Raw genomic sequence first — 21,486 nt, forward strand, 5'->3', positions numbered from 1 at the left:
TGTTGGCGCTATCTTGAACTAGGATTAGCCCACTTGATTGAGCCAAGAAATGGAATATAAACTAGGCCATGACGACTTCATCTTCGCCTTCTTTTGCCCCTCTGGATGAGCGATCCAACTCTCCTTTGTATCGTCAGCTCTACCACCGAGTGCTGACCGCCATCGCTGCCGGCACGCTATCTCCTGGTGATCGCTTGCCATCAGCGCGCGCCATGTCAAAGGAATTAGGCGTTGCGCGCGGCACCGTCGAGCTTGCCTATTCCTTACTTGCCAGTGAGGGCTACCTCCTGGCGCTCGGACAGAGAGGCACGGTGGTCAATCCCGAGTTGCGCACGCCTGAACGGTCGGTCAGCGCAGTGACCCCAATGCTGGAAGTGATAGAGGATTCTGACGTCATACGTCGACCGCTACAGCTTTTGCCGTTCCAGATGGGTGTGCCAGCACTGGATGCATTTCCGCGAAAAATATGGGCACGTCTCGGTGCTCGATATCTACGCGGCATGCGTCTGGGCGATCTGGACTATCCGGCGCCCCACGGCCTGCCGGCATTGCGCAGCGCCATCGCCTCGTATTTGCAGATGTCCCGAGGTATCGATTGCGGTGCCCATCAGGTCTTTATCACGAGTGGTTGGCGACACAGCCTGTCCTTCGTCGCCCAGACGTTGTTGCAGTCATGCGAGTGCGCCTGGGTGGAAGACCCGGGTTATCCCACTACACGCCAGGTACTTCGCCAGTTCGGGATGGGCTTGGAGGCAGTCCCAGTGGATGGTGATGGGATGAATGTGGAACAGGCTATCGCTACATCCAAGCCTGCGCAGGTAGCCACGGTGACACCGGGGCATCAGAGCCCGCTGTCGATGGCCTTATCGCTGCCTAGACGGCAGCTGCTCCTGGATTGGGCGGCCCGCACCGGCGCCTGGATTGTCGAGGACGACTACGACAGCGAGTATCGCTATGTCAGTCGTCCGCTTCCAGCGCTCGCCAGTCTGGATCGCAATGGGAGGGTTCTGTATGCCGGCACCTTCAGCAAGGTGCTGTTTCCCGGTATCCGCCTGGCGTACTTGGTGGTGCCCCAGGCGCAGGTAGCGGCGTTTGAACGCGTGGGTCGGACGTTATTTTCCGCCGGTTCACCCTCCATTACCCAGGCCCTGGTGGCGGCGTTCATCGCAGAGGGTCATTTCACCCGCCATATTCAGCGCATGCGCCGGCTCTATAACGAGCGCAGGGTGATAACCATTGAAGCGCTGGAGCGGACTCTGCCGAAGGGCGTTCAGGTAGATCGCTCCCCAGGCGGCATGCATTTGCTGTTGCGTTTACCGGAAGATACAAACGACATTGCCCTGGCCGAGCAATTGTTGGCAAGGGGCATGTCAGTACAGGCATTGTCGCGCTGGTACTTATCGTCTCAACGTCATTCGGGGTTGCTGCTGAGCTTTACAAACTGCGCCACGGCTGCCCAAAGCGAGCAGCTTGGCGCTTTGATCAGCAGGATGCTCAGTTGAGGTTGGCCTTGGTCAACCCGAATGCCTCATCGGACGAACCCGGGATCGTCTGAAAGGCCACATTCAGGCGATTCCAACCATTGATCGCGACGATCAGGAACGTCAGATCCGACAAATCCTGTTCGGCAAAGTGTTCACGCACTTTCGCATACACGCTTTCAGGAATGCCATGGGGTGGCAACTGGGTCAGGGCTTCGGCCCACTCCAACGCGGCGCGCTCGACAGGCGAGAACAGCTGCGACTCACGCCAGACGGCAACGTGGTGAAGACGCAACTCGCGCTCGCCATGAATCTTGGCCTCTTTCACATGCATATCCACGCAGAACGCACAGCCATTAAGCTGGGAAGCCCGAAGCATGACGAGGTGAGCAAGCTCGGCCAGCAGCGGCTTCTTGCTCAGGTGCAGGGTAAGCTCCACCAGCTTGTTGGAGGCCTGAGGGGACAGTTTGAAGTAATCAATACGGCTTTTCATGGGTGGTTGCTCGCAGTGGAAAGGTGTTGTCGGTGCCCACTGTAGTTATGCATGGCCCTGCCTGACAGAACCAAGATTGCGACTTCGAACTAGGCCATATTGGCTCGACGGATATTGGACCCGTCCTGAGTAGCGCTGACTTTGGAGGGCGATCCTAGCCGTTGATTGGCATCCGCGAATGTCAGCTATGGACCGAAGGCGGCCGGTCGTGAATGCCCATTCACGACCCAAAACCGTCCATCGCCAAGGTAGCCTTGCGGCCTGCGCGGTCGGCTTGAATCAGCTCTGCTATCTAAGTCGAAACGTGATCCTGCTTGGCTGGCTTACTGAAACAATCCGCGAACGACCTCCCTCAACCATCGATTTCCATTGTCCTGATGATAGCGGGCGTGCCAATGCTGTTTGACCGTGAATCCCTCCACTTCGAACGGGCAGTCATGGACCTGTAGCCCATGCATATCGGCCAGTGTCTGCCCGATATGCCGCGGCAAGGTGCCCAGTAGGTCGGTAGTCCCGATTATCTTCCCCAGCCCGAGAAACGCTGGCAGCTCGAGCATGATCCGCCGTTCGATCCCGGCCCGCGCCAATCCCGCTTCCAGCAGCTTCTGCCCGGTGCCGAAACTGATCTGCACATGCCCCTCGGCCCGATACCGCTCCAGGCTCATGCCATCGCCCAGGCGCGGATGCTGCGGGTTGCTCAGGCACACCCAGTCCTGCTCGAACAGCACCTGTTGATACATCCCCCCGCCCAACCAGGGCACGAAGCCGATGGCCAGGTCCGCTTCGCCCGATTCCAGCGCGCTCTCGGTATTGCCGTCGATCCGCGCCGCCTCCAGGCGGATGCCCGGCGCATGGCAGCGCAGATGGTTGAGGATGCTGGGCAGCAAGGTGATGTGGCTGGCATCGCTGACACACAGGCGAAAACGCCGCTGCGCTGTGGCGGCGATGAACTGCGGCTCCCAGGCGGTCAGCCGGCGCAGCGATTCCAGCACCTCGCGGCACGGCCCTATCAGCTGATCGGCGCGCGGGGTAGGGGCCATGCCGCCCGGCGTGCGTACGAACAGCGGGTCGTTCAATTGCTCGCGCAGGCGCGCCAGCCAGATGCTGATGGTCGGCTGGCTCTGCCCCAGCTGTTCGGCGGCACGGGTCACGCTGCGGCATTGGTACAGCACGTCGAACAGCTGCAGCAGCTTGGGTTCGGGCAGGGCCTCCAGGCTAGTCATTATTGGAATTCTCAATAGCGGTATTGAGGGCATTGTATAGCGCAAATAAACCCCGCTGCATAAGGTGATCGCAAATCACAGGAGGTCTGCGACGTGAAAATCTGCATTCTGGGCGCCGGTGCACTGGGTTGCGCCATCGGCGCGGCCTTGAGCGAGGCAGGGCATGAAACCTGGCTGCTGAACCGCGGCCGCGCGCATGTCGAGGCGATCAACCAGTATGGGCTGCGGGTGCAGGACGAACGGGGCGAGCGCCATGTACCGGTCAAGGCGGCCATCGAAGCCGTAGACGTTGGCGTGACCGATTTGGTGGTGGTGCTGGTGAAGTCGTTTCACACTGCCGAGGCCATCGCCGGTGCCCACGGGCTGATAGGCCCACAGACGCTGGTGCTGTCGCTGCAGAACGGGCTCGGCCACGAGGACATCCTGGCCGAAGTGGTGGGTCGCCAGCGGGTGCTGGCTGGCAAGACCTATGTCGGCGGCGTGCTCCTCGCGCCGGGCTCGATCCGCGCCGGTGTGGCCGGCAAACAGACTTTCATCGGCGAGCTCGACGGCCAGCTGACGCCCCGCGTGCAGGCCATCGCCGAAGCGTTCAACAATGCCGGGCTGGCCACCACGGTCAGCGACAACATCCTCGGCACCATGTGGGACAAGCTGCTGGTCAACGTCGCCACCGGTGCGTTGAGCGGCATCACCAGGCTCAGCTACGGCCAGCTGTACAGCGAGCCGCTGCTGGAAAGCACCGCCAAGGCCGCCGTGGCCGAGGCCATCGCCGTGGCCGAGCGCGCCGGCATCCGCTTGAGCCTGACCAGCCCCGAGGCTGCCTGGTCACTGGCCGCCGAAGGCCTGCCGGCGAGCTTCCGCACCTCGATGCTGCAGAGCCTGGAAAAAAACTCGATCACCGAAATCGACTTCATCAACGGCTCCGTCGTGCGCTGGGGCCAGCGCCATGGCGTGGCCACGCCGGTCAACGCGACCCTGGTGGCCTGCATCAAGGGTATCGAGCGCGCCATGGCCGATCACCAGAAGAGGGAAACCCCATGAGCCAGCCAAAAGCCTACCTCGAACACGTGGCGTTCTGGGTGCAGGACATTCAGTGGCATATCCGCTTTTTCAGCGAGGTGTGCGGCATGACCATGCGTGAAGTGCAGGGTGACGTCGAGCAACCGGCGCAGTACTGGACACTCGGCGGCCTGCAGTTCATTCACCAGCCGGACTTCGCTGGCCCTGAAGGGCGCCTGGCGCACCTGGGCATCATGTGCGAAGACCTGGAAGCGGCGCTGGCCGCCGCCCAACGCTTTGGCGTCAGTGAGATGCCCCAGGGCCGCAACTGGCTGCGCCTGCCTGATGGCCTGGCGGTGGAGTTCATCCAGGCGCTGCCGGCCAAATGCGTAGCCCAGGCACTGGCCATCGACCCGCGCGCGGAGGTGCAGGCATGAGCGTGATTGAAAAGTACTGGGACGATGCCCGCGAAGGCGATGAGTGCATCAGCCCGACCTACACCGTGACCCGCGAACGCATCCTGGCCTACGCCGACCTCACCGGCGACCACACCCCGGTGCATGTCGATGAGGCCTACGCCAACGCCAGCCACTTTGGCTGCCTGGTCGCCCACGGCCTGTTCGGGCTGTCGATCGCCGACGGCCTGAAGACCCAGTGCGAGTACCGCTTCCTGCCGGGCATGTCGCTGGGCTGGACCTGGGACTTCGTGCTGCCGATCAAGGTCAACGACGTGCTCCATGTGCGCATGCGGGTGGGTGCGATGCGCCCGAGCAACAGCCGACCTGGCTGGGGCATCGTGGTGCTGCCTTCGGAACTGATCAACCAGCACGGCGAAGTCGTGCAACGTGGCGAGCACCGGTTGATGGTGCCGCGCAGGGCATTAGCATGAGCCAGACATTGCCATTGGCGGGTATCCGCGTCGTTGACTACAGCCACTTCCTCGCCGGCCCCTATGTCGGCCGTTGCCTGGCGGCGCTCGGCGCAGAGGTGATCAAGGTCGAGCGGCCGGGTAGCGGCGACGCCGGCCGCCAGCATGCGTTCACCCTGGACGACCAGCAGAGCGGCTATTTCCTGCAGCTGAACATGGGCAAGCAGGGCGTCAGCGTCAACATGAAGGACCCGCGCGGCAAGGCGTTCATGCAGCGCCTGACCGATTCGGCCGACGTGTTCATCGAGAACTACCGCCCCGGCGCCCTGGACAAGCTGGGCCTGGGCTACGCCGAGCTGTCGGCGCGCAACCCGCGCCTGGTGTACTGCTCGATTTCCGCCTACGGCCATACCGGGCCGGACGCCCACCGCGCCGGCTTCGGTCTGATCGCCGAGGCCAAGAGCGGGATCATGCAGATGGTGGGCGTGCCGGGCGAGGCACCGCCGCTGCTGCGTATTTCCCTGGGCGACATGTACACCGGCATCCACGCGGTGGCGGCGATCAATGCCGCGCTGCTCGGCCGGGTGAGCAGTGGCCGTGGCCAGCACATCGACATGGCGCTGTACGACACCCTGGTGTCGATGCACGAATACGCGGTGCAGTGTTACACGCTGTCCGGTGGCACTGTGTTGCCCCAGCAGACCGGCCACGACATGCCCACCTCGACCCTGTACGGCGTGTTCCGCGCCACCGACGGCGACCTGGTGATCGCCGCCCAGGTCGACGATGCCTGGCAGCGCTTCGCGGCCATGCTCGAAGCCAACGGCGGCCCGCCCGGGTTCGGCAGCGACCGCCGCTACCACGGCCTCAACGGCCGCAACGCCCACCGCGAGGCGATCCTGGCGGTGGTCCGCGATTGGGTTGGCGCGCGTCGGGTGGCCGAGATCCTGGCGTTGCTCGATGGCATCGACATCCCCAGTGCCAAGGTTCAACGCATCGATGAAGTGCTGGCCGACCCGCAGATCCAGGCACGCAACATGGTCATCGAGCAGCAGCACCCACGCTACGGCACGCTGCGCCTGGCCAACCTGCCGTTCCGCTTTTCCGACTGCGATACCACGATTCACCAAGTAGCCCCGGACCTTGGCCAGCACAACGCCGAAGTGGCCGCCGGGCTTGGCTTCAGCCCTGAAGAAATCACTGCCTTGCAGGCGGATGGCGTGTTGTTTACCCACGGAGATGCACGATGAGCGACCGCTACGCAGTGATCGGCCGACCGATCAACCACACCAAGTCCCCGCTGATTCATGGCCTGTTCGCCCAGGCCAGCAACCAGCAGCTGGAATACGGGGCTATCGAAGGCTCGCTGGACGACTTCGAAGCCCAGGTACTGCAGTTTCGTAGCGAAGGCGGGAAGGGCATGAACATCACCGCCCCGTTCAAGCTGCGTGCCTTCGAGCTGGCCGACCGGCGCAGCGAGCGGGCGCAATTGGCACGGGCGGCCAATGCGCTGAAGTTCGAGGATGGCCGCATCGTCGCCGAAAACTTCGATGGCATCGGTTTGCTGCGGGACATCGAGGAGAACCTTGGCGAGCCGCTGCGCAACCGCCGTGTGCTGCTGCTGGGTGCTGGCGGCGCGGTGCGCGGGGCGTTGCTGCCGTTCCTGCAGGCGGGGCCTAGCGAGCTGGTGATCGCCAACCGGGACATGGCCAAGGCGCTGGCGCTGCGTAACGAGCTCGATCACTCGCGTCTGCGCATCAGCCGCTACGAAGCGCTGGAAGGGCAATCGTTCGACATCGTCGTCAACGCCACCTCGGCGAGCCTGACCGCGGACTTGCCGCCCCTGCCGGCTGATGTGCTGGGCGAGGCGGCCTTGGCCTACGAGCTGGCCTATGGCAAAGGCCTCACGCCTTTCCTGCGCCTGGCTCGCGAGCAGGGCCAGGCGCGCCTGGCCGATGGCGTCGGCATGCTGGTGGAGCAGGCCGCCGAGGCGTTTGCCTGGTGGCGCGGGGTGCGGCCCGACACACGTGCGGTGATCAATCAGCTGACGATTCCCCTGGAGTAGGTCGATGGTCGCCAATGTACTGATGCTGCATGGCATCAACCACAACATGTTCGGCAAGCGCGACCCGCGCCAGTACGGCACAGCGACCCTGGCCGACATCGACCAGGCGTTACAGGCCCTGGGCGAGGAGCTGGGGGCGCAGGTCGAGAGCTTCCAGAGCAACTTCGAGGGCGCCATGTGCGAGCGCATCCATCAGGCCTATGAGGACCGGGTGGATGCCGTGCTGATCAATGCCGGTGCCTGGACCCATTACAGCTACGGCATTCGTGATGCGTTGGCCATTATCGAAGTGCCGGTGGTTGAAGTGCACATGTCCAACATTCATGCCAGGGAGCCATTCCGCCATCACTCGGTATTTGCCGAGGTGGTGCGCGGGCAGATCTGCGGGTTTGGTGTCGAAACCTACCTGCTGGCGCTGCGTGCGGCGATGAGCATGGTCTGAGCAGGGCGCAGGGGTCGGATCTCCGAGCGCGTCTACCCGCGAAGCAGGTGGCGCGGGGCATGCGGCGACGGCGCCTGAAGTGACCGTAGGTGTGGTGGATGTCGTGCTGCCTACCCATCCAGCATGGATGGAAAGCCAGTAGCGACTTCCGTGACTGCATAGTACGGTCCGCCTTCAACAAGCCACCCGGTTCGTTGCCTCCAACCCCACGGACCGGGGCTCTCATGACCTGGGAGGTCGAATGGACGTCGCTACAACGATCAGTCAACAAGAACTGGATAACGCCTTGGTCGCGTTTGCACGCTACAAAATCGGAGAAATCAAGATCTTCGACCTGGAGCAGGCAATGAGCTTCGAAGCAGGCCAAGCCTTGTCCCAAAGCGGGCTGGTCCGGTTCTCAATTACCAAAATGGTGTCAGGACGTTATCGCATCAGCGATGAAGGAGAGAACGCCATCACAGAGGCTGGGCGGGATCGCCTTGAGGTGATCCGCGCCTGACCATAGGTCCAGCCTTGCGAAGGCCGCAGTCGCGTTCTGCGGCCCTGTCGTGTCATATCACTTTCACCGCGCGACCAATGAACTTCACCGGCCCTGTCGGCAGACCGGTCGGCGAGCCACCGGCTTTCTCCAGCGTCAGCTCGAACAGTTGATTGGCCTCCAGGGGTGGCAAACTTTCCAGCGGAACTCGATAGGGTTCGCCCGGTTTGACCAGGCCAAGCGAAACCGGGGCACGCCATTGCTCGCCCTTGGTCCAGAACTGCAGGGCCATGCCGTCGGGGACCTTGTCCTTACCCAGCGGCAGCAGTTCGATCATGTGGCTGTCGCTGGCCTGCACCACCCAGCCGGGGGCCTGGCTGTTCGGCGCCACCAGCACCACCAGATATTCCGTGGTAGAGGCGGGCGTGGTCAGCAAGGTAAACGCCAGCAGCAGGCTTGCCGCCAGCCCCGCGGCGCTGAGCCCTTGCCACAGGCCGAGGCGTTGCCACCAGCGAGCCTGCATGCGCGGTGCGGGTAGCTCGTCGAGGCTGCGCTGGATACGGCGCCACAGGCGGGGGCTAGGGGGCTGCGGGGTAGACAGCGCGGTCAGTTCCAGCAGCCGGGCCTCCCAGGCATCCACGGCGGCGCGAAGCGCGGGGTCGGTACGCAGGCGTTCGGCCGTTACGGCATATTGCTCCGGCGACAAGGTCCCCAGCACGTATTCCCCGGCGAGGCTGTCCAGTTCTTCGGCAGAATCGGGCTTCATTCCAGACACTCCCGTAGCGCTTTGAGGCTGCGTTTGATCCAGGCCTTGACGGTGCCCAGTGGCGCACCCAATAAACCGGCTATCTCGGCGTGGCTGCAGCCGTCCACGTAGGCGTGCAGGATGCAGCGTTGCGGTGCGGGCTGCAGTTGTTCCAGGCAACGGTAAATCTTTGCTGAGCCGGACCAGAGGTCAAGGTCATCAACCCTCCCGTGCAATGTTGATGCAGTTTCGGTGTCGGCATCGGTCAGTACAGTTTCACGGCGGGTATCGCGTATCGAATTCAGCGCCAGGTGGCGGGTAATGCTGTAGATCCAGCCTCGAGCCGAGCCGCGCGCCGGGTCGTAGCTGGCTGCGCGGGTCCAGATGCGGATGATCGCATCGTGGACGATATCTTCTGCGGTGGCGTCGTCACGTGCGATACGCCGGGCAACGCCCAGCAGGCGCGCGCCTTCGTGATCGTAGAGCGCCTGCAGGGCCCGTCGGTCACCCTGTGCACAGGCTAACAGGCAGCGGTGGAAGTCGAAGGGGGCGGCCGGCGAGTTCAACGTGTGTGGCTTCCTTGTGTAAGGCAAGTACCCCGGCCATCCAGCCGGGGGGCTTGCCATCGAGCGTAGATCATCACTCGCAGGGCGTAGGGTCGGGTGCGTGTCACTTGGCTGTCCAGAACACATAGTCAGCCTGGTACTGGACGACCTGCCTGGCACCTTTGTTCTGCGCCGTGCAGTCGACTGACGGCGCCACACCGCCGCGGGTAGCCAGGCGCTGGATATAGCTGACCCCCTGCATGGCGCCTTTGCCTTCGGCCGGGTTGGCCTTGACCAGTTGATAGGGGATGGCGCCATTGTCCGCCGGTGCCACTGCCAGCTGGGTGCCGGTGACCTTCGAGCCATCCTTGGCCTGCCAGGTAGCGGGTGGGCCAAAGTAGTCGCCCACCTGTTTACCGGTACGGTCATTGAGCACTGCCTTGGGGCCGACGAAAGTCCATTCGGCCTGACCGGGGGTGTTGGCCTTGTCGCGGCACTCGTAGGTGATCTCGCCGACGCCGACGGTTTCGAGCAGGACGCGATGGCCATCAGGGACTTTGACCGCTTCTGGCAGCGCGGTCTGGGCGTGGGCGGGCGGCAGCGCAAGGGCGAAGCTGCAGGCAAGCAGGCAGGTGGAGTATTTGAAGTTCATGGGCAGTGCTCCTGAAAGTCATTGGGCCGGGCAGTCAAAGGCCGCCCACTAGCAATACCCGCCAACGGGTGGACTGGATGCACGGAATGAAAAAAAATGCGTAGCGAGATGACCCTGCATGTGCTTGCCTACCATCTCGAACGAGCGATGAGCCTCTTCGTCATCGCAGGACTGCTTTAACGCGCGCACCCCGACAACCCCACGAGGACACTGCAAATGAAGCGTTTGTTACTAGGCCTGTTGCTTGCCGCATCGGGCGCTGCCCACGCCGGTATTCCGCTGTTGAACGCAACATGCCCCGGCAATATCGAGGTCCATGCCGATAAAGGTGGGCCTGTCTACATCAACGGCAAGGAAGCCACGCTGAAGAAATTCAATGACAACTATTTCGAGGCCAAAGGTGGCGGGGTAACGGTATCGTTGTCGATCAACCCGGACGGCTCGCCTGACGTCTCGTATACCGGTAAGAACAAAGCCAATGGCGTATGCCAGATCAAGGACTGACTGCGCGATTGCGCGGTTGGGCTGGCGCAGTGTCAGCGGGCTGCATCAGGGCGCTGGAACGGGAATTGCTGTGACCCCTGAGACATTGATCATGCGGAGTACGCAGAAATGACTCAGGATGACCGCTATTACATGATTTTCAGCGTGGTTGCTGTGCTGGTACTCGATCTGGCGGCGACTTATGTGTTTCTCAACGCCATCCCCTGACCCCGGTAATGGGTAGGCCTTACTCGTAATCGGGGGCAAGGCAGGGCGTGAGGGAAACGCCCCGAACCCTATATAGCAAACAAACCTGATGCCCTGTTGTAGTTGAGCAGTAACATGGGCAGGACAAAAACCAAAAAAGGGGCAGGCTGCTTGGCAACATTTCCCAGTTTTCGATGGGGCTGCAGGAGCGTGTCGCGTGAAAAACTCAAGATCGCTGGCAGGTGCAATACTGGTAATCGGGGCAGCCTCGTTGTTCGTCGCAGGCTGCGCACAAAACCCTGATGTGCGTGACAGCCACGATTATACCGCTGGCACTACCGTGAAAAGCCCACCCGCTTATCTGGGCTGCGTCAAAGGCGAGCTACAAGGGAATGTGAAAACTTATGAAGTCGAGGGTGATAACGCGGTCAGGCTTTTCGTCGAAAGCACTGACCCCGACAAGGCAGAAGGTCTTGTAGAGTTGCGGGGCACGGGAAGCGAGCGCCACTTCACGGCCTATCAACGTGATGCCTGGTACGACCATGGCAGGTTGCTGGATGCTGCACTGATGTGTTCAAAAGCGTAATCATCCAACCCCCACACCAATAGCCCGCCGTCGAGAGCGGGCTTTTTGTGTGCCCATCGCCTGCCCGGCAACGTTCAAAAAAGGGCGGGTGGAGCCGGTATGGCCTGAGCAGCGTTGCTTTGCATTTGCCGGCCCCGCCCGTAATAATCGTTGTATTTGGATGGAGAGTCGCAGGTGGAAGCAAGAAGCGTAGTTGCCGAAATGTTCATTGGGATTCCGACGCATTTCTGGGTTTTGCCTGTTGCCGGCCTGGTTGCCTACTACGGGCTGAAGTGGTCCGCCAGATCCAGTAATCGTGCCACCCTGCTACAAGCCTCGACTTACCTGTTATTGCTGGTACTGGCCGTTCTGCCCAACGGCTTTTATGCACTGTTTCCTCCCGCGCCCGAGCCGGATGTGCTGTTGAATCAATCACCGTTGCCCAACTATGCAGGGCGCTTCTACCTGGATGCGTTCTATGTCTTCAGTGGCTGGGCGCTGAGCAAAGTGGTCAAGTTGAAGTTCAGCTGAGTCTCAGCTCGCATTCCTGATGCACTGACTGGATCAGTATTTGCTTACCCCTTTTGAAACCGGTGCATCTGGGGGATACGGCAATGCTCTCTGAAGATCTGTACATCATGTTCGTGATTGTCGGCAGTGTGCTGGCCCTGGATATAGCAGCCATCGTTTTGTACAGGGGAGCCAAGCCCTGAGCCCGCATTTGGTTCGCAATGGTGCCGGAGCATCATGAGGACTTCAGCTTTTCTGCTGTACCTGCAGCACCGAACCCTTGTCGTCAGTTGCCAGCAATCCGCCGGCGTCGGTGTCGTCTGATTGTCGCTCGGCAAGTGGTACGTCCGGCGAGCGAAAGATGCTACGGCCTTGTTCACCGGTTTTAAGGGTGACGAGTTTGCCATTCTGATAGAAGAACTGAGTGTTGTTGGCGTTGGTTTGCATAGTCTGAAGCCCCTGCCGAGTCGTGGTGTGATGTGCCATGGGCAGTTTCACTGTTGCAGCGTGACCTTGCTACTGGCAGAAATATCAGGTGCGCTGCACGGATCCCGCTTGGGCGCCGTCCTGCAGCAAGACTTTGGTTGATTGGTAACGCGACGTCACCCCCGTTAAAATGCAGCCTATCCATAACGGCCGATTGCAAATGCCTGACTTTCGTATTTTTATCGCTACTGTGTTGGTTGCCTGCCTCGCCGGTTGCGCAACCCCCGGCAAACCCACTGCCAGCCAACTGACCAGGAAATCGCCGCAGCAGTACGCCGCCTGTGTCCTGCCGAAATGGCAGGCGCTGGCGCCACAGGCCACGCAGAAGTCGATAGCCCACGGCTACCGGCTCACGGCGCCAAGCGCCGTGGCAAGCGACGATGTGCTTGATGTGGTTGACGCTCACGAGGGCAGCCGCGCGACCTTCTACAAGGGCAGCTTTCTGTCTGGCGACAAGTTACGCCAGGCTGTCAGGCAATGCCTGGATTGAATCAGTGACCCGAACGGGTTGTGCCGCCCCGATCGCCTGCAGTTATCCCAACTCATCCCGCTTGTTCAAATGTTCGCACTTCACCTGCGCCTCCATTCGGCTCGGATAGCTGGGTTTGAGCCGCTCCTTTGCCTGATTGTCATAAATGTCGAACCCTCCACACACGGTAGCGGCGTAGTAGCGGCTGCCAACGCGGAACGATTCCTTTTCGATCGGCACAGCGGGAACGATAACGAATCTTGGTTGCATTTTTCGTGCCTCCCCAGGCAGAGATTTAAGTATTAGTCTCGCAAGAGGTAACCATCAAGCAGCCTCATGAATAAAGGCGCTGGTCCGAACGCCGGTGGGTCGACAGTACTGTCATCAAATGAAAACCCGCTGTCGTCCGATGCGAAGCACCCCGCAGGTCAGTTCGGTGGCGCTGGAAAACCTGATCAGCCAGCACCCGTCCGTCGCCTCGGTCGCGGTGATCGGTATTCCTGATCCGCAGTGGGGGGAACAACCTTTGGCCTTGGTGGTCTGTCATGAAGGTGTGCAGTTGGACCAGCCTGCATTGGCCAGGCACCCTTAGCCCCATCTTGTTGCTGGCGTGATCTTTGCTGGTGTGCAGCCCCAAAACCCCGCCAAACAAGGGAATGGCGGTTGACTTAAGTTCACCGACGTAAAGTTAGGTAAAAGCGGCCACGGCATATACACGGATCAGTAGTGTGGTTTGTACTGTCCAGTTGAAGATGCCATTGATGAACACACTTCCCTCGCAGCCAAGCGCTGAACGCGGGGCGTTCTCCGGTTTCGAGGCGTGTCGCAATTCCCAGCAGGGCCCCGTGGTGATCCTTGCCTCCGGCGCTTCTGCCAAACATTTTCCGCTGGGCGAGTTTGCGCACTTGCCCATCATCGCCATGAACGGGTCGGTCGCCATGACCGCCGAACACGGCATCAAACCCTTCTTCTACGTGTGCACCGACAAAAGCTTTTGCCAGCAACAGCCGGCCTTGTTCGCCACTGCCGTGCGCGACAGCGAACGCCTGGCCCTGTGGCCTGAGCAGTATGCGCGTGCCGATGTGCCAGCCCACACTCAGTGTTATGCCTTGCACAAAGCCGACATGCCGAGCCTGCTGGACGGTTTGCGTGGCCATGGTGACAGTTGCGTGTGCAACCGGGCACTGTGGAGCAAACGCAGCCGCTCGATCGCCTTCAGTAAAGACATGGCCCATGGCTTTTTCGATGCCCGCACGGTGGCTTATGTGGCCTTGCAGTTGGCCTATCACCTGGGCTTCGAGCAAGTGTTGCTGGTGGGGGTAGACCTCGACCAGAGCGTCGGGCGCTTTTACGAGGACGGCCAGGGCCCGTCTTCGCCGTGCGGACTCGACCAGCATTGGGACAGCCGCATCCTGCCGTCGTTGAAGCTGATGGCCAGGGAAGTGGTCAGCGAGCATTTCCATGTCTACAACCTGTCGGCAACATCACGCATTCCAGCTGAGCTGATCCCCAAGGTCACGCTCAGCCAGGCGCGGCACATTGCCGGCTGCGCAATGAACTGAGCAAGAAAGCGGGTGCATCAAGGACTGTGGATGCGTACAGTGGGCCGATCGCAACTTGCAGGAGCCCGCTATGTCCAGCGCATTCACGATCATGCCATCGCCCGTCGGCATGCTGACCCTTGTGGCCCGTGGCAATTGCCTGGCAGCCGTATTGTGGGAAGAGGAGCGGGAAAACCGCGTACGCCTGGGCGCACTGCACCGGGACGACCAGTGCCCGGTATTGCGGGAAACCGCTCGCCAGCTGGGTGAGTACTTTGACGGCAAGCGCCAGCGTTTCGAGCTGGCGCTGGACTTTGCCGGTACTGAGTTCCAGCGCCAGGTGTGGGCCGCATTGCTGGCGATACCGTTCGGCGAAACCCGCAGCTACAGCGACATTGCACGGCAGCTCGGCAACCCCAGGGCGGTACGCGCGGTTGGCGCTGCCAATGGCCGCAACCCGATTTCGATCGTTGCTCCCTGTCACCGGGTAATCGGCGCGTCGGGCAGCCTGACCGGCTTTGCCGGTGGCCTGGCGGCCAAGCAGTATCTGTTGGCGCTGGAAGGGCGGCAAAGCCTGGCGCTGGACCTGTAAGGCGTCAACCGAACCCGCTGGCGATCAGGCAGGCCAGCACGGCCAGCACCGAACCGGCGATCAGGGTGTATTGCCGCCGGGCCTGACGTGCGCGGGGCCCGACCTCACGCAGGTACTCGCCGGGCGTAGGCGCATCGGGCCGATGGCGCAAACCCTCGGCCACATCGGCAAGTTGACCCTGAATCAGCAAACCGACCAGGCAGTAGGTGCAGGCGTAACTCAGCAACGCTAGAAACAGATAGATCATGCAAGGTACGGGTTCAAGGGCAGGGTGATCGCGCTGGCACTGCGGGTGTCGAGTACGATCAGCCCTTCACTGTGGTCATCCAGGCTGGCCAGCAAGTGCCCCTGGCTGTCCCATGCTGCAGAACCGCCAGCACCAATGAAAGTGTCGGCCGGCCCCACGCAGTTGGCCATCAATACCGGCATGCCCAGTTCGCGTGCCACCTCTGGGTAGTGCGCATATCCCTCGCGGATACCCTTGGCGGTTTTCGCAACGCTGACCAGGTACAGGTCGGCACCGCGCTCGCGGGCAACGGCGGCATGCGCCAGGAACATCGATTCGTAGCAGATCGCCGGCGCCACCCGGTGTTCACCCACCTCCAGCAGCAATGCCTGATCACCTGGGGTGAAGTAAGGCAGCTCATCATCATGCAAGCGCTGCTTGGCATAGACCTGGCGCGGCGCCTCAGGGCAGAAGATGGGCATGCCGATGCGTAGGCCGTCGGGCGTCGGCAATGGCAGGCCCACGGCAACGGTAATGCCCAAGCGGTCGCAGGCTGCCTGCAGCGGGTCCAGGCGCGCGGAGGTGACGGGCAGGGCGGCCTGGCGCGCCACACTCGGCTCATAGCCGGTCAGCGACAGCTCGGGGAACACCACCAGTTCGGCACCCAGGGCCGCAGCCTGCTCGATGCAAACCAGATGGCGTGGCAAATCGCCCTTGAGCGACGCCAGTTGTACGGCGCACAGTTTCATCAGAACCATTCCCTGGTGAAGATTGACGGGCCGAGCATACTACCGGCACCAACGCCTATTCCAGTGAAGGGTTTTTCAGGAAGCCTGGGGTGCGCAGCAAAACGCCTCCCAACCTGCGCAGCCACGGTACCTTGTGCCATGCTGTCCAGTGACAGCGCCATGCGCACGGCCCGCGCGAAGCCGGGCAGGGTGCTACCAGCGGAGGAACACTGTAATGGCACGGTTTCGGCGGATGATCGCCAATATCCGGGGACGGGATCTGGCCGTGGGCGATATCCATGGCCACTTCCAGCGCCTGCAACAATGCCTGGATGCGGTAGGGTTCGATCCGGCGGTGGACCGCCTGTTCAGCGTGGGTGACCTGGTCGACCGTGGGCCGCACAGCGAGGCAGCGTTGGAATGGCTGGCCCAGCCTTGGTTCCATGCCGTCCAGGGCAATCATGAGGCCTTGGCAATCACCCGCGTGCGCGGTGGGCGGCTCGACCTGGGCATGTACCGCGCCGCCGGGGGTGGTTGGTTCCTTGACTTGCCGCGGCGCGAGCAACTGCGTTTCGTGGAGCGTTTCGAGCAGTTGCCGATTGCCATGGAAGTGGAGAGTGCGGACGGTCTGGTAGGCCTGCTGCATGCAGACAGCCCGTTTGCCGACTGGACAGACTTACGCTCCTGGCTGGAACTGGATGACGACCCTGAAGTGCGCCAAGTGTGCCAGTGGTCACGTCGGCGCCTGAAAGAGGGAGACACCCAACCGGTGCAGGGCCTGCGAGCCCTGCTGGTCGGCCACACCCCGGTGCTGGAGGCCAAGCTGCTGGGCAATGTGTGGCACCTGGACACAGGGGGCTGGGCCAGCGGCCATTTCACCTTGGTCGACATGCGCACCTTGCAACAAGTCAGCCCCGGGCCAGATGCAGCAACAACGCCCCCGCCAACATCACCAGCATGACCCCCGAGGCCCGCTCCAGCCACGCCAGGCTGCGGGCGAAGCGCCGCAATACCCGCTGGTTGCCGATGGCCACGGCGACCAGCAAGTCCCAGAGCAGGACGATGCTGAACATCCATAGCGCGTAGGCCGTTTTCCAGCTGGGGCTGACGCTGGCGACCATGCTGGCCAGGCTGGCATAGAACAGCGCGTTCTTGGGGTTGAGGATGCCAGACAAGAAGCCCATGCCCAAACTGCGCCACCAGCCATGCACCCGCTGGCTGCCGGCGACTGTGCCCAGGCTGGTTTGCCCGGCATGGCGCAGGAACAGCACGCCGATGTACAGCAGGTAGCTGGCGCCGGCCAGTTGCAGGGCGCTGAACAGCAGGCTGCCTTGCTGCAGTACCGAAAGCCCGGTGAAGGCGATGACGATGAACGCGCCATTGGCCAGCGCTATGCCCAGGCAGGCGCCGCTGGCGATGCGCCAGCCGCTGCTGATCGCGTTGCGTGCGACCAGGAAAAAGTCCGGTCCAGGTGAGAGCAGGGCAAGGAAGTGGGCCAGGGCGATGATCATGAATTGTTGCATTGGGGGCTGCTCTACGGAAAAAACCGCAGTCTGCTGCCGGGCCCGTTCTGGCGTATTGAACAATATTGCATATGCAGCAGCTTTCAGTTTCCGCGGTACTGCCCCGGCGTAACCCCCACATGGGCCTTGAACACCCGCTGGAAATGGCTCTGGTCAGCAAAGCCAAGCTGGTAGGCCACTTCCGCCAGGGCCAGCCCTTCACTCAACAGTTGCCGCCCGCGATTGACCCGGGCATTGAGCAGGTAGGCATGCGGCGTGAACCCGGTAGCCGCTCGAAACGCGCGGATCAGCTGATAGCGCCCAAGCCCGGCCTCCCGCGCCAACACCTCCAGGCTCAATTGCGCAGGGTCCTGGTGTTCGATGCGTGCAAGCAACCCGCTCAAGGTGGCGGCTTGCAGGGCGGGGGCCGCTGCCAGCGGTGGGTGCGCGGAAAAATCCAGGTCCCCCAAAAAGGCAATCAGCGCCGCATCTTTCTCGCCATTGCAGGCACTGGAAAACAGTAACCTGTTCAGCGCGCAGAACTGCCGATATACCTCGGCCTCCCTGCAGATACGCACCGGTTCGCCGGCTTCGATACCGCCAAAGCCCGACTCCAGGCGTAACTGCGTCAGCCAGTCGGCATCCACATGCAGCATCTGATAGCTCCACGCCAGGCCGGGGGCCGGGTTGCACGCATGCACGCGGTGGGCCGGAACCAGTACCAGCGTGCCGGGCGCCAAGTGTTGCTGCCCGTCGGCAGCCCCGGTGAAATGGCTGCGGCCAGCATCCACCGCACCGATGGAAAACGTCGGGTGGCTGTGGGCCTTGTAGCAGGCCCGGCTGTGGCAGGCGCGCCGGCTTTCGACATGTGCCAGGGCCGGATCGCGCCACAGGTCGGCGTGGGAACGGGGCATTACAGGCTCCTCGGTATTGCCGGCAGGGTAACAGGTACCGTGAACCCGTACAGTTTTTATCGCTGGCTGTTACTTGACCGCAGGGCCCGGAACGCGCCGAAATAGAGGGCTGTTGTCAGAGGAAAACGAGAATGGACCTTTCAAGCCTGCTGCTTTTCATCCCTGCCTGCTTCGCCTTGAACATGGCGCCAGGGCCTAACAACCTGTTGTCACTGCACAACGCCAGCCGTTACGGCCTGCGCACCGCCTGCGTGGCCGGCGCCGGCCGTATCCTTGCCTTCTGCGGCATGATCGCCCTGGCAGCGATGGGCCTGGCAGTGGTGTTGCATACCAGCGAATACCTGTTCCTGGCCATCAAGGTGGTGGGCGCGGCCTACCTGTTCTACATCGCCTGGCAACTGTGGCGCGCACCCGTGAGCGAGACCGTGGTGGCAAGCGATCACCCAGGCGGCACTTGGCGCCTGGCGCGCCAGGAGTTCTGGGTGGCGGCCGGCAACCCCAAGGCCATCCTGATCTTTACCGCCTTCCTGCCGCAGTTCGTCTCGGTCGGTAGCAGCACCCCGGTGAGTGAGCAGTTCCTTTGGCTGGGTGTGTTGTTCCTGCTGCTGGAATGGGCGGCCATCGCCATCTACTCAGGCCTGGGCGCCTACATGCAGCGTTGGTTCAGCCAGCCCGGCCCACGCCGGATGTTCAACCGGGTCAGCGCGTCCTTGCTGGGCTGCGCGGGTCTCGGTCTGCTGGCTGCGCGCCGCTAGAACTGCCAGCGCACGCCTAGGTTCACGCCGCTGGCTTCCTGCTGGCGGCTGTCCAGGTTGGCGGTGTACTGCACGCCGCCATGCAGGCTCAGCGCTTCGTTGACCTGCGCTACCACACCGCTTTCCAGTTGCACTGAGGTATAGCGGTAATCGGTCTTGATCTTGTCAGCGTCATCGAAGGTCAAGGTGTCGCGCCCACCGTCGCCGTGCCACAGGTTGACCTGCGCATAGGGCTGCAACAGGCGCCCGCTGCTCCCCGTGAACGCACCCTCCAGGCGCAGGCCCAAGCGGCCGGTCAGCTCGACCTGGGCGTCATGACTGATGCGCGAGACGCTGTCGCGGGCGCTGTCCAGCGCGACCTTTTGCGCAATCAGCTGAGCTTGCGGTTCCACGCGCCAGCGCTCGGACAGGGTGATGGGGTAGCCCGATTCCAGTGAAGCTGTCCAGGCGTGGCCGTCGAGGTTCAGCGTGTCGCCACGCTCGGAGCGGGCGCGGCCATCCAGGCGGGTGTATTGCAACACCGCGTCCAGGTACGCGCCCTGTGACCCGACCAGCGTCCAGTAGGTGCCCACGCTGTCGCCATCGAGCTTCAGGTCGCCCACGCTGCGGTCGTGAACGGCCAGGGCAAACCCTTTGACGTCGGCGTCCAGGCGGCTATGGCTTACGTAGATACCAACATGCTGGCGGTAACCGTTGTCGCCAACCTTGGCATACAGGTCCTGGCCCACCTTGAAACCGTAAAGGTCGCCATCCAGGCTCGGGCTGACCGTGCCGCTCCATTGCTGGCGCAGCGTGCCGCCGTAGGCTTGCCCCCAGCTGGCGGGGAGGGCGCTTTCACCCTGCAATAACAGCTGGTCGCCCTGGCGTTGGTGGAAGGTGCCCAGTGCCTGGCGGGCGATGATCGCGGCCCCCCGCGGCGCTGCGGCATACACCGGGACCTCGGGGCGGTACAGCGGCAGGCTTTGGCCCTGCACCGGCGCCGGCAGCTCGGCCTGGCCGGGCGCTGGCGCAGCGACGGGCGGGGTGACGGCTGGGGCGATCACCGGCGGCTCGCCCGGTGCCGGCACAGGGGCTGGAGCGGGTGGCGCAACCAGCGTCGAGCGCAGGTACCAGCTGTTTTCACTGCCGGCAGTAACGCCCCCTTTGAACAGCCGATAGTCGTAGGCACCGGCCGACAGCCTTTTGGTCTGTACAAAGGCGGTGGCCGTGCTGGTGGCGCCGTTACGGGCTTCGACCACCTGGATGCCGTTCTGGGCAGTCGCCGCACCTGCGCCGTTGAGGTTGTTGATGAGCACCTGGGTAGAGCCGGCGATGGCGCCGCGGCTGACCACCAGGCGATCGGAAGCAGCGCCATCGCCGGCCAGCACGCTGTTCAGGCGCAGGGTGCCGTTGTTGCCGGTGTAATCGCCCTCGATGCGCAAGCGGCCCATGGCATCATTGCCGGCGGTGAGGTCAAGTGTGCCTGCGTTGCTGATTGCGGCGCGCTGGCCAGGGGCAAACGCAGTGATTACCCCTTGGCGTGACGTGATGCGGCTGCTGGCGTCGAGGGCGAGGCTGCCCGTGCTGCTGTTGCTGTCGCCCAGTACCAGCGTGTCATCAAGTGCCAGCCGGCTGCCGTTGTTCAGCGCCACGCGCTCCCAGTTCACATAGTGGGCACCGCCTGCCGGCTGGCTGGCATCGAACGTCAGGCTGTCGTTACCTTCGCCGCCGTCCAACGTGATACTCAGCACCTCGGGCGTAAGGCCTTTGAGCAGTGCCGTGTCATCACCTGGCCCGGCATCCACGCGCCCGCCAATACGGCCACCGTCCCAGGTGAAGCGGTCGTTGCCAGTGCTCAGCAACACATCGCCGCCAACCTGGCCACCGTGCACCAGCACCTGGTCGTCGCCACCGCTGACGCTGATGTTGCCACCGATGTTGCCCTCGAAGACTTCGATGTAGTCCTTGTCGAAGGCCGTGATGACGTTCCGGTCGACGCTGCCGCCACGCATGATGAAGGTGTTCTCGTCCAGCCGCATGTTGACGTTGCCGATACGTCCGTCGTCCATTTCGGCATAGTCGCCGCTGTCGAACGTGCCCTTGATCCAGCCGCCGCTCATGTGAAAGGTGTCCAGGCCATCACCCTGGTTGAGGTTGCCTTCGATGACGCCGCCGCTCATGACGAAGTCATCGATGCCAGCGCCTTGGTTGACGTTCCCGCCGACGCTGCCAGAGGCCATGTCGATGCTGTCTCTACCGGCGCCGAAGGTTACGTCGCCGGTGATGGCGCCGCTACCGGATGCCGGGAATACCAGGCGGTTATCACCGCTGGTGTCCACCAGCGAGGGCGCAGTGCCGCTGTCACAGGTGTAGGTGTCGTTACCCGGGCCGGGTGAGAAGGTACAAGCCGCGTGTGCAGCGGGCGAGGCCATGCCCAGCAGCGGGAGCGAACCCAGGGTCAGCATCAGGCGTAGACGCATCAGGAAATCCTCCATTCTCCAGGGAGACCTGCGCACCACGCGTGGTGCACAGGGTTAC

General features: G+C 62.6%; 28 protein-coding genes and 1 pseudogene. 17 read left to right on the forward strand and 12 right to left on the reverse strand.

Going from position 1 to position 21,486, the window contains the following annotated elements; translation table 11 throughout:
* The first annotated feature begins 68 nt into the window (after positions 1 to 68).
* Positions 69 to 1,502, forward strand: a complete 1,434-nt coding sequence (locus ACF8O8_RS25065; protein WP_392510660.1) for a PLP-dependent aminotransferase family protein — start codon at positions 69 to 71, stop codon at positions 1,500 to 1,502.
* Here ACF8O8_RS25065 and ACF8O8_RS25070 read toward each other — a convergent pair.
* Positions 1,495 to 1,974 carry a carboxymuconolactone decarboxylase family protein gene (locus tag ACF8O8_RS25070; protein WP_392510661.1) on the reverse strand — a complete coding sequence of 160 codons (480 nt, stop codon included), beginning with the start codon at positions 1,972 to 1,974 and terminating at the stop codon, positions 1,495 to 1,497. The two genes, ACF8O8_RS25065 and ACF8O8_RS25070, sit on opposite strands and share 8 nt — an antisense overlap.
* Positions 1,975 to 2,297: 323 nt before the next feature.
* The gene (locus ACF8O8_RS25075) at positions 2,298 to 3,197 is read right to left on the reverse strand and encodes a LysR family transcriptional regulator (RefSeq protein WP_350297801.1); all 900 of its coding nucleotides are present in this window, start codon (positions 3,195 to 3,197) and stop codon (positions 2,298 to 2,300) included.
* A 93-nt stretch (positions 3,198 to 3,290) separates the two neighbouring features.
* Between ACF8O8_RS25075 and ACF8O8_RS25080 the strand changes: the two genes are divergently transcribed.
* The 7 genes from ACF8O8_RS25080 to ACF8O8_RS25110 all read left to right on the forward strand — a co-directional run bounded on the left by ACF8O8_RS25080 (position 3,291) and on the right by ACF8O8_RS25110 (position 8,070).
* On the forward strand, positions 3,291 to 4,238 hold the full coding sequence (locus ACF8O8_RS25080; RefSeq protein ID WP_392510662.1) for a ketopantoate reductase family protein: 948 nt from the start codon (positions 3,291 to 3,293) through the stop codon (positions 4,236 to 4,238).
* Positions 4,235 to 4,633 (forward strand): VOC family protein, encoded by a 399-nt coding sequence (locus tag ACF8O8_RS25085; RefSeq protein WP_010953899.1) that lies wholly within the window; start codon positions 4,235 to 4,237, stop codon positions 4,631 to 4,633. Before ACF8O8_RS25080 ends, ACF8O8_RS25085 begins: the two co-directional genes overlap by 4 nt.
* Complete coding sequence (locus tag ACF8O8_RS25090) at positions 4,630 to 5,085, forward strand: MaoC family dehydratase (RefSeq protein ID WP_010953900.1); 456 nt, start codon at positions 4,630 to 4,632, stop codon at positions 5,083 to 5,085. The genes ACF8O8_RS25085 and ACF8O8_RS25090 overlap by 4 nt, the downstream gene beginning before the upstream one ends.
* Positions 5,082 to 6,314 (forward strand): CaiB/BaiF CoA-transferase family protein, encoded by a 1,233-nt coding sequence (locus ACF8O8_RS25095; protein WP_010953901.1) that lies wholly within the window; start codon positions 5,082 to 5,084, stop codon positions 6,312 to 6,314. The genes ACF8O8_RS25090 and ACF8O8_RS25095 overlap by 4 nt, the downstream gene beginning before the upstream one ends.
* A complete protein-coding gene (gene aroE, locus ACF8O8_RS25100) occupies positions 6,311 to 7,129 on the forward strand; it encodes a shikimate dehydrogenase (RefSeq protein WP_010953902.1) in 819 nt (272 codons plus the stop codon). Before ACF8O8_RS25095 ends, aroE begins: the two co-directional genes overlap by 4 nt.
* 4 nt (positions 7,130 to 7,133) lie before the next feature.
* Entirely contained in the window at positions 7,134 to 7,571 is a 438-nt protein-coding gene (gene aroQ, locus ACF8O8_RS25105; RefSeq protein WP_010953903.1) for a type II 3-dehydroquinate dehydratase, read from the forward strand.
* Positions 7,572 to 7,812: 241 nt separating this feature from the next.
* Positions 7,813 to 8,070, forward strand: coding sequence for a hypothetical protein (locus ACF8O8_RS25110; RefSeq protein ID WP_014591103.1), 258 nt, complete (start codon positions 7,813 to 7,815; stop codon positions 8,068 to 8,070).
* A gap of 52 nt (positions 8,071 to 8,122) precedes the next feature.
* Here the strand turns inward: ACF8O8_RS25110 and ACF8O8_RS25115 are convergent, their stop codons facing one another.
* The 3 genes from ACF8O8_RS25115 to ACF8O8_RS25125 all read right to left on the reverse strand — a co-directional run bounded on the left by ACF8O8_RS25115 (position 8,123) and on the right by ACF8O8_RS25125 (position 9,991).
* Positions 8,123 to 8,815: an anti-sigma factor domain-containing protein gene (locus ACF8O8_RS25115; protein WP_049586130.1), complete on the reverse strand. Its 693-nt coding sequence runs from the start codon at positions 8,813 to 8,815 to the stop codon at positions 8,123 to 8,125.
* Entirely contained in the window at positions 8,812 to 9,360 is a 549-nt protein-coding gene (locus tag ACF8O8_RS25120; RefSeq protein ID WP_010953906.1) for a sigma-70 family RNA polymerase sigma factor, read from the reverse strand. Before ACF8O8_RS25120 ends, ACF8O8_RS25115 begins: the two co-directional genes overlap by 4 nt.
* A gap of 103 nt (positions 9,361 to 9,463) precedes the next feature.
* On the reverse strand, positions 9,464 to 9,991 hold the full coding sequence (locus ACF8O8_RS25125) for a DUF3455 domain-containing protein (RefSeq protein WP_392510663.1): 528 nt from the start codon (positions 9,989 to 9,991) through the stop codon (positions 9,464 to 9,466).
* Between the two features lie 216 nt (positions 9,992 to 10,207).
* On the opposite strand from ACF8O8_RS25125, the gene ACF8O8_RS25130 reads away from it, so the two are divergent.
* The 3 genes from ACF8O8_RS25130 to ACF8O8_RS25140 all read left to right on the forward strand — a co-directional run bounded on the left by ACF8O8_RS25130 (position 10,208) and on the right by ACF8O8_RS25140 (position 11,777).
* On the forward strand, positions 10,208 to 10,495 hold the full coding sequence (locus ACF8O8_RS25130; RefSeq protein WP_012052457.1) for a hypothetical protein: 288 nt from the start codon (positions 10,208 to 10,210) through the stop codon (positions 10,493 to 10,495).
* Between the two features lie 403 nt (positions 10,496 to 10,898).
* Complete coding sequence (locus ACF8O8_RS25135; RefSeq protein WP_010953909.1) at positions 10,899 to 11,267, forward strand: hypothetical protein; 369 nt, start codon at positions 10,899 to 10,901, stop codon at positions 11,265 to 11,267.
* A 201-nt stretch (positions 11,268 to 11,468) separates the two neighbouring features.
* The gene (locus tag ACF8O8_RS25140; protein WP_019438490.1) at positions 11,469 to 11,777 is read left to right on the forward strand and encodes a hypothetical protein; all 309 of its coding nucleotides are present in this window, start codon (positions 11,469 to 11,471) and stop codon (positions 11,775 to 11,777) included.
* 225 nt (positions 11,778 to 12,002) lie between these two features.
* On the opposite strand, the gene ACF8O8_RS25145 is transcribed toward ACF8O8_RS25140, so the two are convergent.
* A complete protein-coding gene (locus ACF8O8_RS25145) occupies positions 12,003 to 12,203 on the reverse strand; it encodes a hypothetical protein (protein ID WP_049586128.1) in 201 nt (66 codons plus the stop codon).
* A 169-nt stretch (positions 12,204 to 12,372) separates the two neighbouring features.
* Between ACF8O8_RS25145 and ACF8O8_RS25150 the strand changes: the two genes are divergently transcribed.
* Positions 12,373 to 12,732 carry a hypothetical protein gene (locus ACF8O8_RS25150; protein WP_010953913.1) on the forward strand — a complete coding sequence of 120 codons (360 nt, stop codon included), beginning with the start codon at positions 12,373 to 12,375 and terminating at the stop codon, positions 12,730 to 12,732.
* Positions 12,733 to 12,774: 42 nt separating this feature from the next.
* Here ACF8O8_RS25150 and ACF8O8_RS25155 read toward each other — a convergent pair whose 3' ends face one another.
* On the reverse strand, positions 12,775 to 12,981 hold the full coding sequence (locus ACF8O8_RS25155; protein ID WP_020191128.1) for a hypothetical protein: 207 nt from the start codon (positions 12,979 to 12,981) through the stop codon (positions 12,775 to 12,777).
* 157 nt (positions 12,982 to 13,138) lie between these two features.
* Here ACF8O8_RS25155 and ACF8O8_RS25160 point away from each other — a divergent pair.
* The 3 genes and pseudogenes from ACF8O8_RS25160 to ACF8O8_RS25170 all read left to right on the forward strand — a co-directional run.
* A pseudogene (locus tag ACF8O8_RS25160) lies at positions 13,139 to 13,297 on the forward strand (hypothetical protein); the annotation flags it as partial.
* A gap of 175 nt (positions 13,298 to 13,472) precedes the next feature.
* A complete protein-coding gene (locus tag ACF8O8_RS25165) occupies positions 13,473 to 14,273 on the forward strand; it encodes an LPS biosynthesis protein (RefSeq protein WP_020192962.1) in 801 nt (266 codons plus the stop codon).
* 70 nt (positions 14,274 to 14,343) lie between these two features.
* Positions 14,344 to 14,844 (forward strand): methylated-DNA--[protein]-cysteine S-methyltransferase, encoded by a 501-nt coding sequence (locus ACF8O8_RS25170; RefSeq protein ID WP_010953916.1) that lies wholly within the window; start codon positions 14,344 to 14,346, stop codon positions 14,842 to 14,844.
* Between the two features lie 4 nt (positions 14,845 to 14,848).
* On the opposite strand, the gene ACF8O8_RS25175 is transcribed toward ACF8O8_RS25170, so the two are convergent.
* Together ACF8O8_RS25175 and ACF8O8_RS25180 are read right to left on the reverse strand one after the other, a co-directional pair.
* Positions 14,849 to 15,091 (reverse strand): hypothetical protein, encoded by a 243-nt coding sequence (locus ACF8O8_RS25175; RefSeq protein WP_010953917.1) that lies wholly within the window; start codon positions 15,089 to 15,091, stop codon positions 14,849 to 14,851.
* Entirely contained in the window at positions 15,088 to 15,819 is a 732-nt protein-coding gene (locus tag ACF8O8_RS25180; RefSeq protein ID WP_392510664.1) for a carbon-nitrogen hydrolase family protein, read from the reverse strand. Before ACF8O8_RS25180 ends, ACF8O8_RS25175 begins: the two co-directional genes overlap by 4 nt.
* Positions 15,820 to 16,033: 214 nt before the next feature.
* Here ACF8O8_RS25180 and ACF8O8_RS25185 point away from each other — a divergent pair, with 214 nt between their 5' ends.
* Entirely contained in the window at positions 16,034 to 16,759 is a 726-nt protein-coding gene (locus ACF8O8_RS25185; RefSeq protein WP_010953919.1) for a serine/threonine protein phosphatase, read from the forward strand.
* Here the strand turns inward: ACF8O8_RS25185 and ACF8O8_RS25190 are convergent.
* Positions 16,707 to 17,321, reverse strand: coding sequence for a LysE family translocator (locus ACF8O8_RS25190; RefSeq protein WP_392510665.1), 615 nt, complete (start codon positions 17,319 to 17,321; stop codon positions 16,707 to 16,709). The two genes, ACF8O8_RS25185 and ACF8O8_RS25190, sit on opposite strands and share 53 nt — an antisense overlap.
* 83 nt (positions 17,322 to 17,404) lie before the next feature.
* Positions 17,405 to 18,214 carry an AraC family transcriptional regulator gene (locus tag ACF8O8_RS25195; protein ID WP_392510666.1) on the reverse strand — a complete coding sequence of 270 codons (810 nt, stop codon included), beginning with the start codon at positions 18,212 to 18,214 and terminating at the stop codon, positions 17,405 to 17,407.
* A gap of 131 nt (positions 18,215 to 18,345) precedes the next feature.
* Between ACF8O8_RS25195 and ACF8O8_RS25200 the strand changes: the two genes are divergently transcribed.
* The gene (locus tag ACF8O8_RS25200) at positions 18,346 to 18,969 is read left to right on the forward strand and encodes a LysE family translocator (RefSeq protein ID WP_012052432.1); all 624 of its coding nucleotides are present in this window, start codon (positions 18,346 to 18,348) and stop codon (positions 18,967 to 18,969) included.
* Here the strand turns inward: ACF8O8_RS25200 and ACF8O8_RS25205 are convergent.
* Entirely contained in the window at positions 18,966 to 21,443 is a 2,478-nt protein-coding gene (locus tag ACF8O8_RS25205) for an autotransporter outer membrane beta-barrel domain-containing protein (protein WP_350297809.1), read from the reverse strand. The genes ACF8O8_RS25200 and ACF8O8_RS25205 overlap by 4 nt on opposite strands.
* Positions 21,444 to 21,486: the final 43 nt, after the last annotated feature.

The sequence above is a fragment of the Pseudomonas sp. TYF_14 genome (assembly GCF_043105275.1).
GTDB classification, from domain to species: Bacteria; Pseudomonadota; Gammaproteobacteria; order Pseudomonadales; family Pseudomonadaceae; genus Aquipseudomonas; species Aquipseudomonas alloputida.

Bases quoted from the DNA above. Each gene is read 5' to 3' on its own strand.
- ACF8O8_RS25115 (WP_049586130.1), bottom strand. From the start codon at position 8,815: ATGAAGCCCGATTCTGCCGAAGAACTGGACAGCCTCGCCGGGGAATAC.
- ACF8O8_RS25180 (WP_392510664.1), bottom strand. From the start codon at position 15,819: ATGAAACTGTGCGCCGTACAACTGGCGTCGCTCAAGGGCGATTTGCCA.
- ACF8O8_RS25070 (WP_392510661.1), bottom strand. From the start codon at position 1,974: ATGAAAAGCCGTATTGATTACTTCAAACTGTCCCCTCAGGCCTCCAAC.
- ACF8O8_RS25140 (WP_019438490.1), top strand. From the start codon at position 11,469: ATGTTCATTGGGATTCCGACGCATTTCTGGGTTTTGCCTGTTGCCGGC.
- ACF8O8_RS25125 (WP_392510663.1), bottom strand. From the start codon at position 9,991: ATGAACTTCAAATACTCCACCTGCCTGCTTGCCTGCAGCTTCGCCCTT.
- ACF8O8_RS25085 (WP_010953899.1), top strand. From the start codon at position 4,235: ATGAGCCAGCCAAAAGCCTACCTCGAACACGTGGCGTTCTGGGTGCAG.
- ACF8O8_RS25145 (WP_049586128.1), bottom strand. From the start codon at position 12,203: ATGCAAACCAACGCCAACAACACTCAGTTCTTCTATCAGAATGGCAAA.
- ACF8O8_RS25150 (WP_010953913.1), top strand. From the start codon at position 12,373: ATGCAGCCTATCCATAACGGCCGATTGCAAATGCCTGACTTTCGTATT.
- ACF8O8_RS25130 (WP_012052457.1), top strand. From the start codon at position 10,208: ATGAAGCGTTTGTTACTAGGCCTGTTGCTTGCCGCATCGGGCGCTGCC.
- ACF8O8_RS25170 (WP_010953916.1), top strand. From the start codon at position 14,344: ATGTCCAGCGCATTCACGATCATGCCATCGCCCGTCGGCATGCTGACC.
- ACF8O8_RS25165 (WP_020192962.1), top strand. From the start codon at position 13,473: ATGAACACACTTCCCTCGCAGCCAAGCGCTGAACGCGGGGCGTTCTCC.
- ACF8O8_RS25175 (WP_010953917.1), bottom strand. From the start codon at position 15,091: ATGATCTATCTGTTTCTAGCGTTGCTGAGTTACGCCTGCACCTACTGC.
- ACF8O8_RS25065 (WP_392510660.1), top strand. From the start codon at position 69: ATGACGACTTCATCTTCGCCTTCTTTTGCCCCTCTGGATGAGCGATCC.
- ACF8O8_RS25095 (WP_010953901.1), top strand. From the start codon at position 5,082: ATGAGCCAGACATTGCCATTGGCGGGTATCCGCGTCGTTGACTACAGC.
- ACF8O8_RS25075 (WP_350297801.1), bottom strand. From the start codon at position 3,197: ATGACTAGCCTGGAGGCCCTGCCCGAACCCAAGCTGCTGCAGCTGTTC.
- ACF8O8_RS25190 (WP_392510665.1), bottom strand. From the start codon at position 17,321: ATGCAACAATTCATGATCATCGCCCTGGCCCACTTCCTTGCCCTGCTC.
- ACF8O8_RS25155 (WP_020191128.1), bottom strand. From the start codon at position 12,981: ATGCAACCAAGATTCGTTATCGTTCCCGCTGTGCCGATCGAAAAGGAA.
- aroE (WP_010953902.1), top strand. From the start codon at position 6,311: ATGAGCGACCGCTACGCAGTGATCGGCCGACCGATCAACCACACCAAG.
- ACF8O8_RS25200 (WP_012052432.1), top strand. From the start codon at position 18,346: ATGGACCTTTCAAGCCTGCTGCTTTTCATCCCTGCCTGCTTCGCCTTG.
- ACF8O8_RS25090 (WP_010953900.1), top strand. From the start codon at position 4,630: ATGAGCGTGATTGAAAAGTACTGGGACGATGCCCGCGAAGGCGATGAG.
- ACF8O8_RS25195 (WP_392510666.1), bottom strand. From the start codon at position 18,214: ATGCCCCGTTCCCACGCCGACCTGTGGCGCGATCCGGCCCTGGCACAT.
- aroQ (WP_010953903.1), top strand. From the start codon at position 7,134: ATGGTCGCCAATGTACTGATGCTGCATGGCATCAACCACAACATGTTC.
- ACF8O8_RS25205 (WP_350297809.1), bottom strand. From the start codon at position 21,443: ATGGAGGATTTCCTGATGCGTCTACGCCTGATGCTGACCCTGGGTTCG.
- ACF8O8_RS25185 (WP_010953919.1), top strand. From the start codon at position 16,034: ATGGCACGGTTTCGGCGGATGATCGCCAATATCCGGGGACGGGATCTG.
- ACF8O8_RS25110 (WP_014591103.1), top strand. From the start codon at position 7,813: ATGGACGTCGCTACAACGATCAGTCAACAAGAACTGGATAACGCCTTG.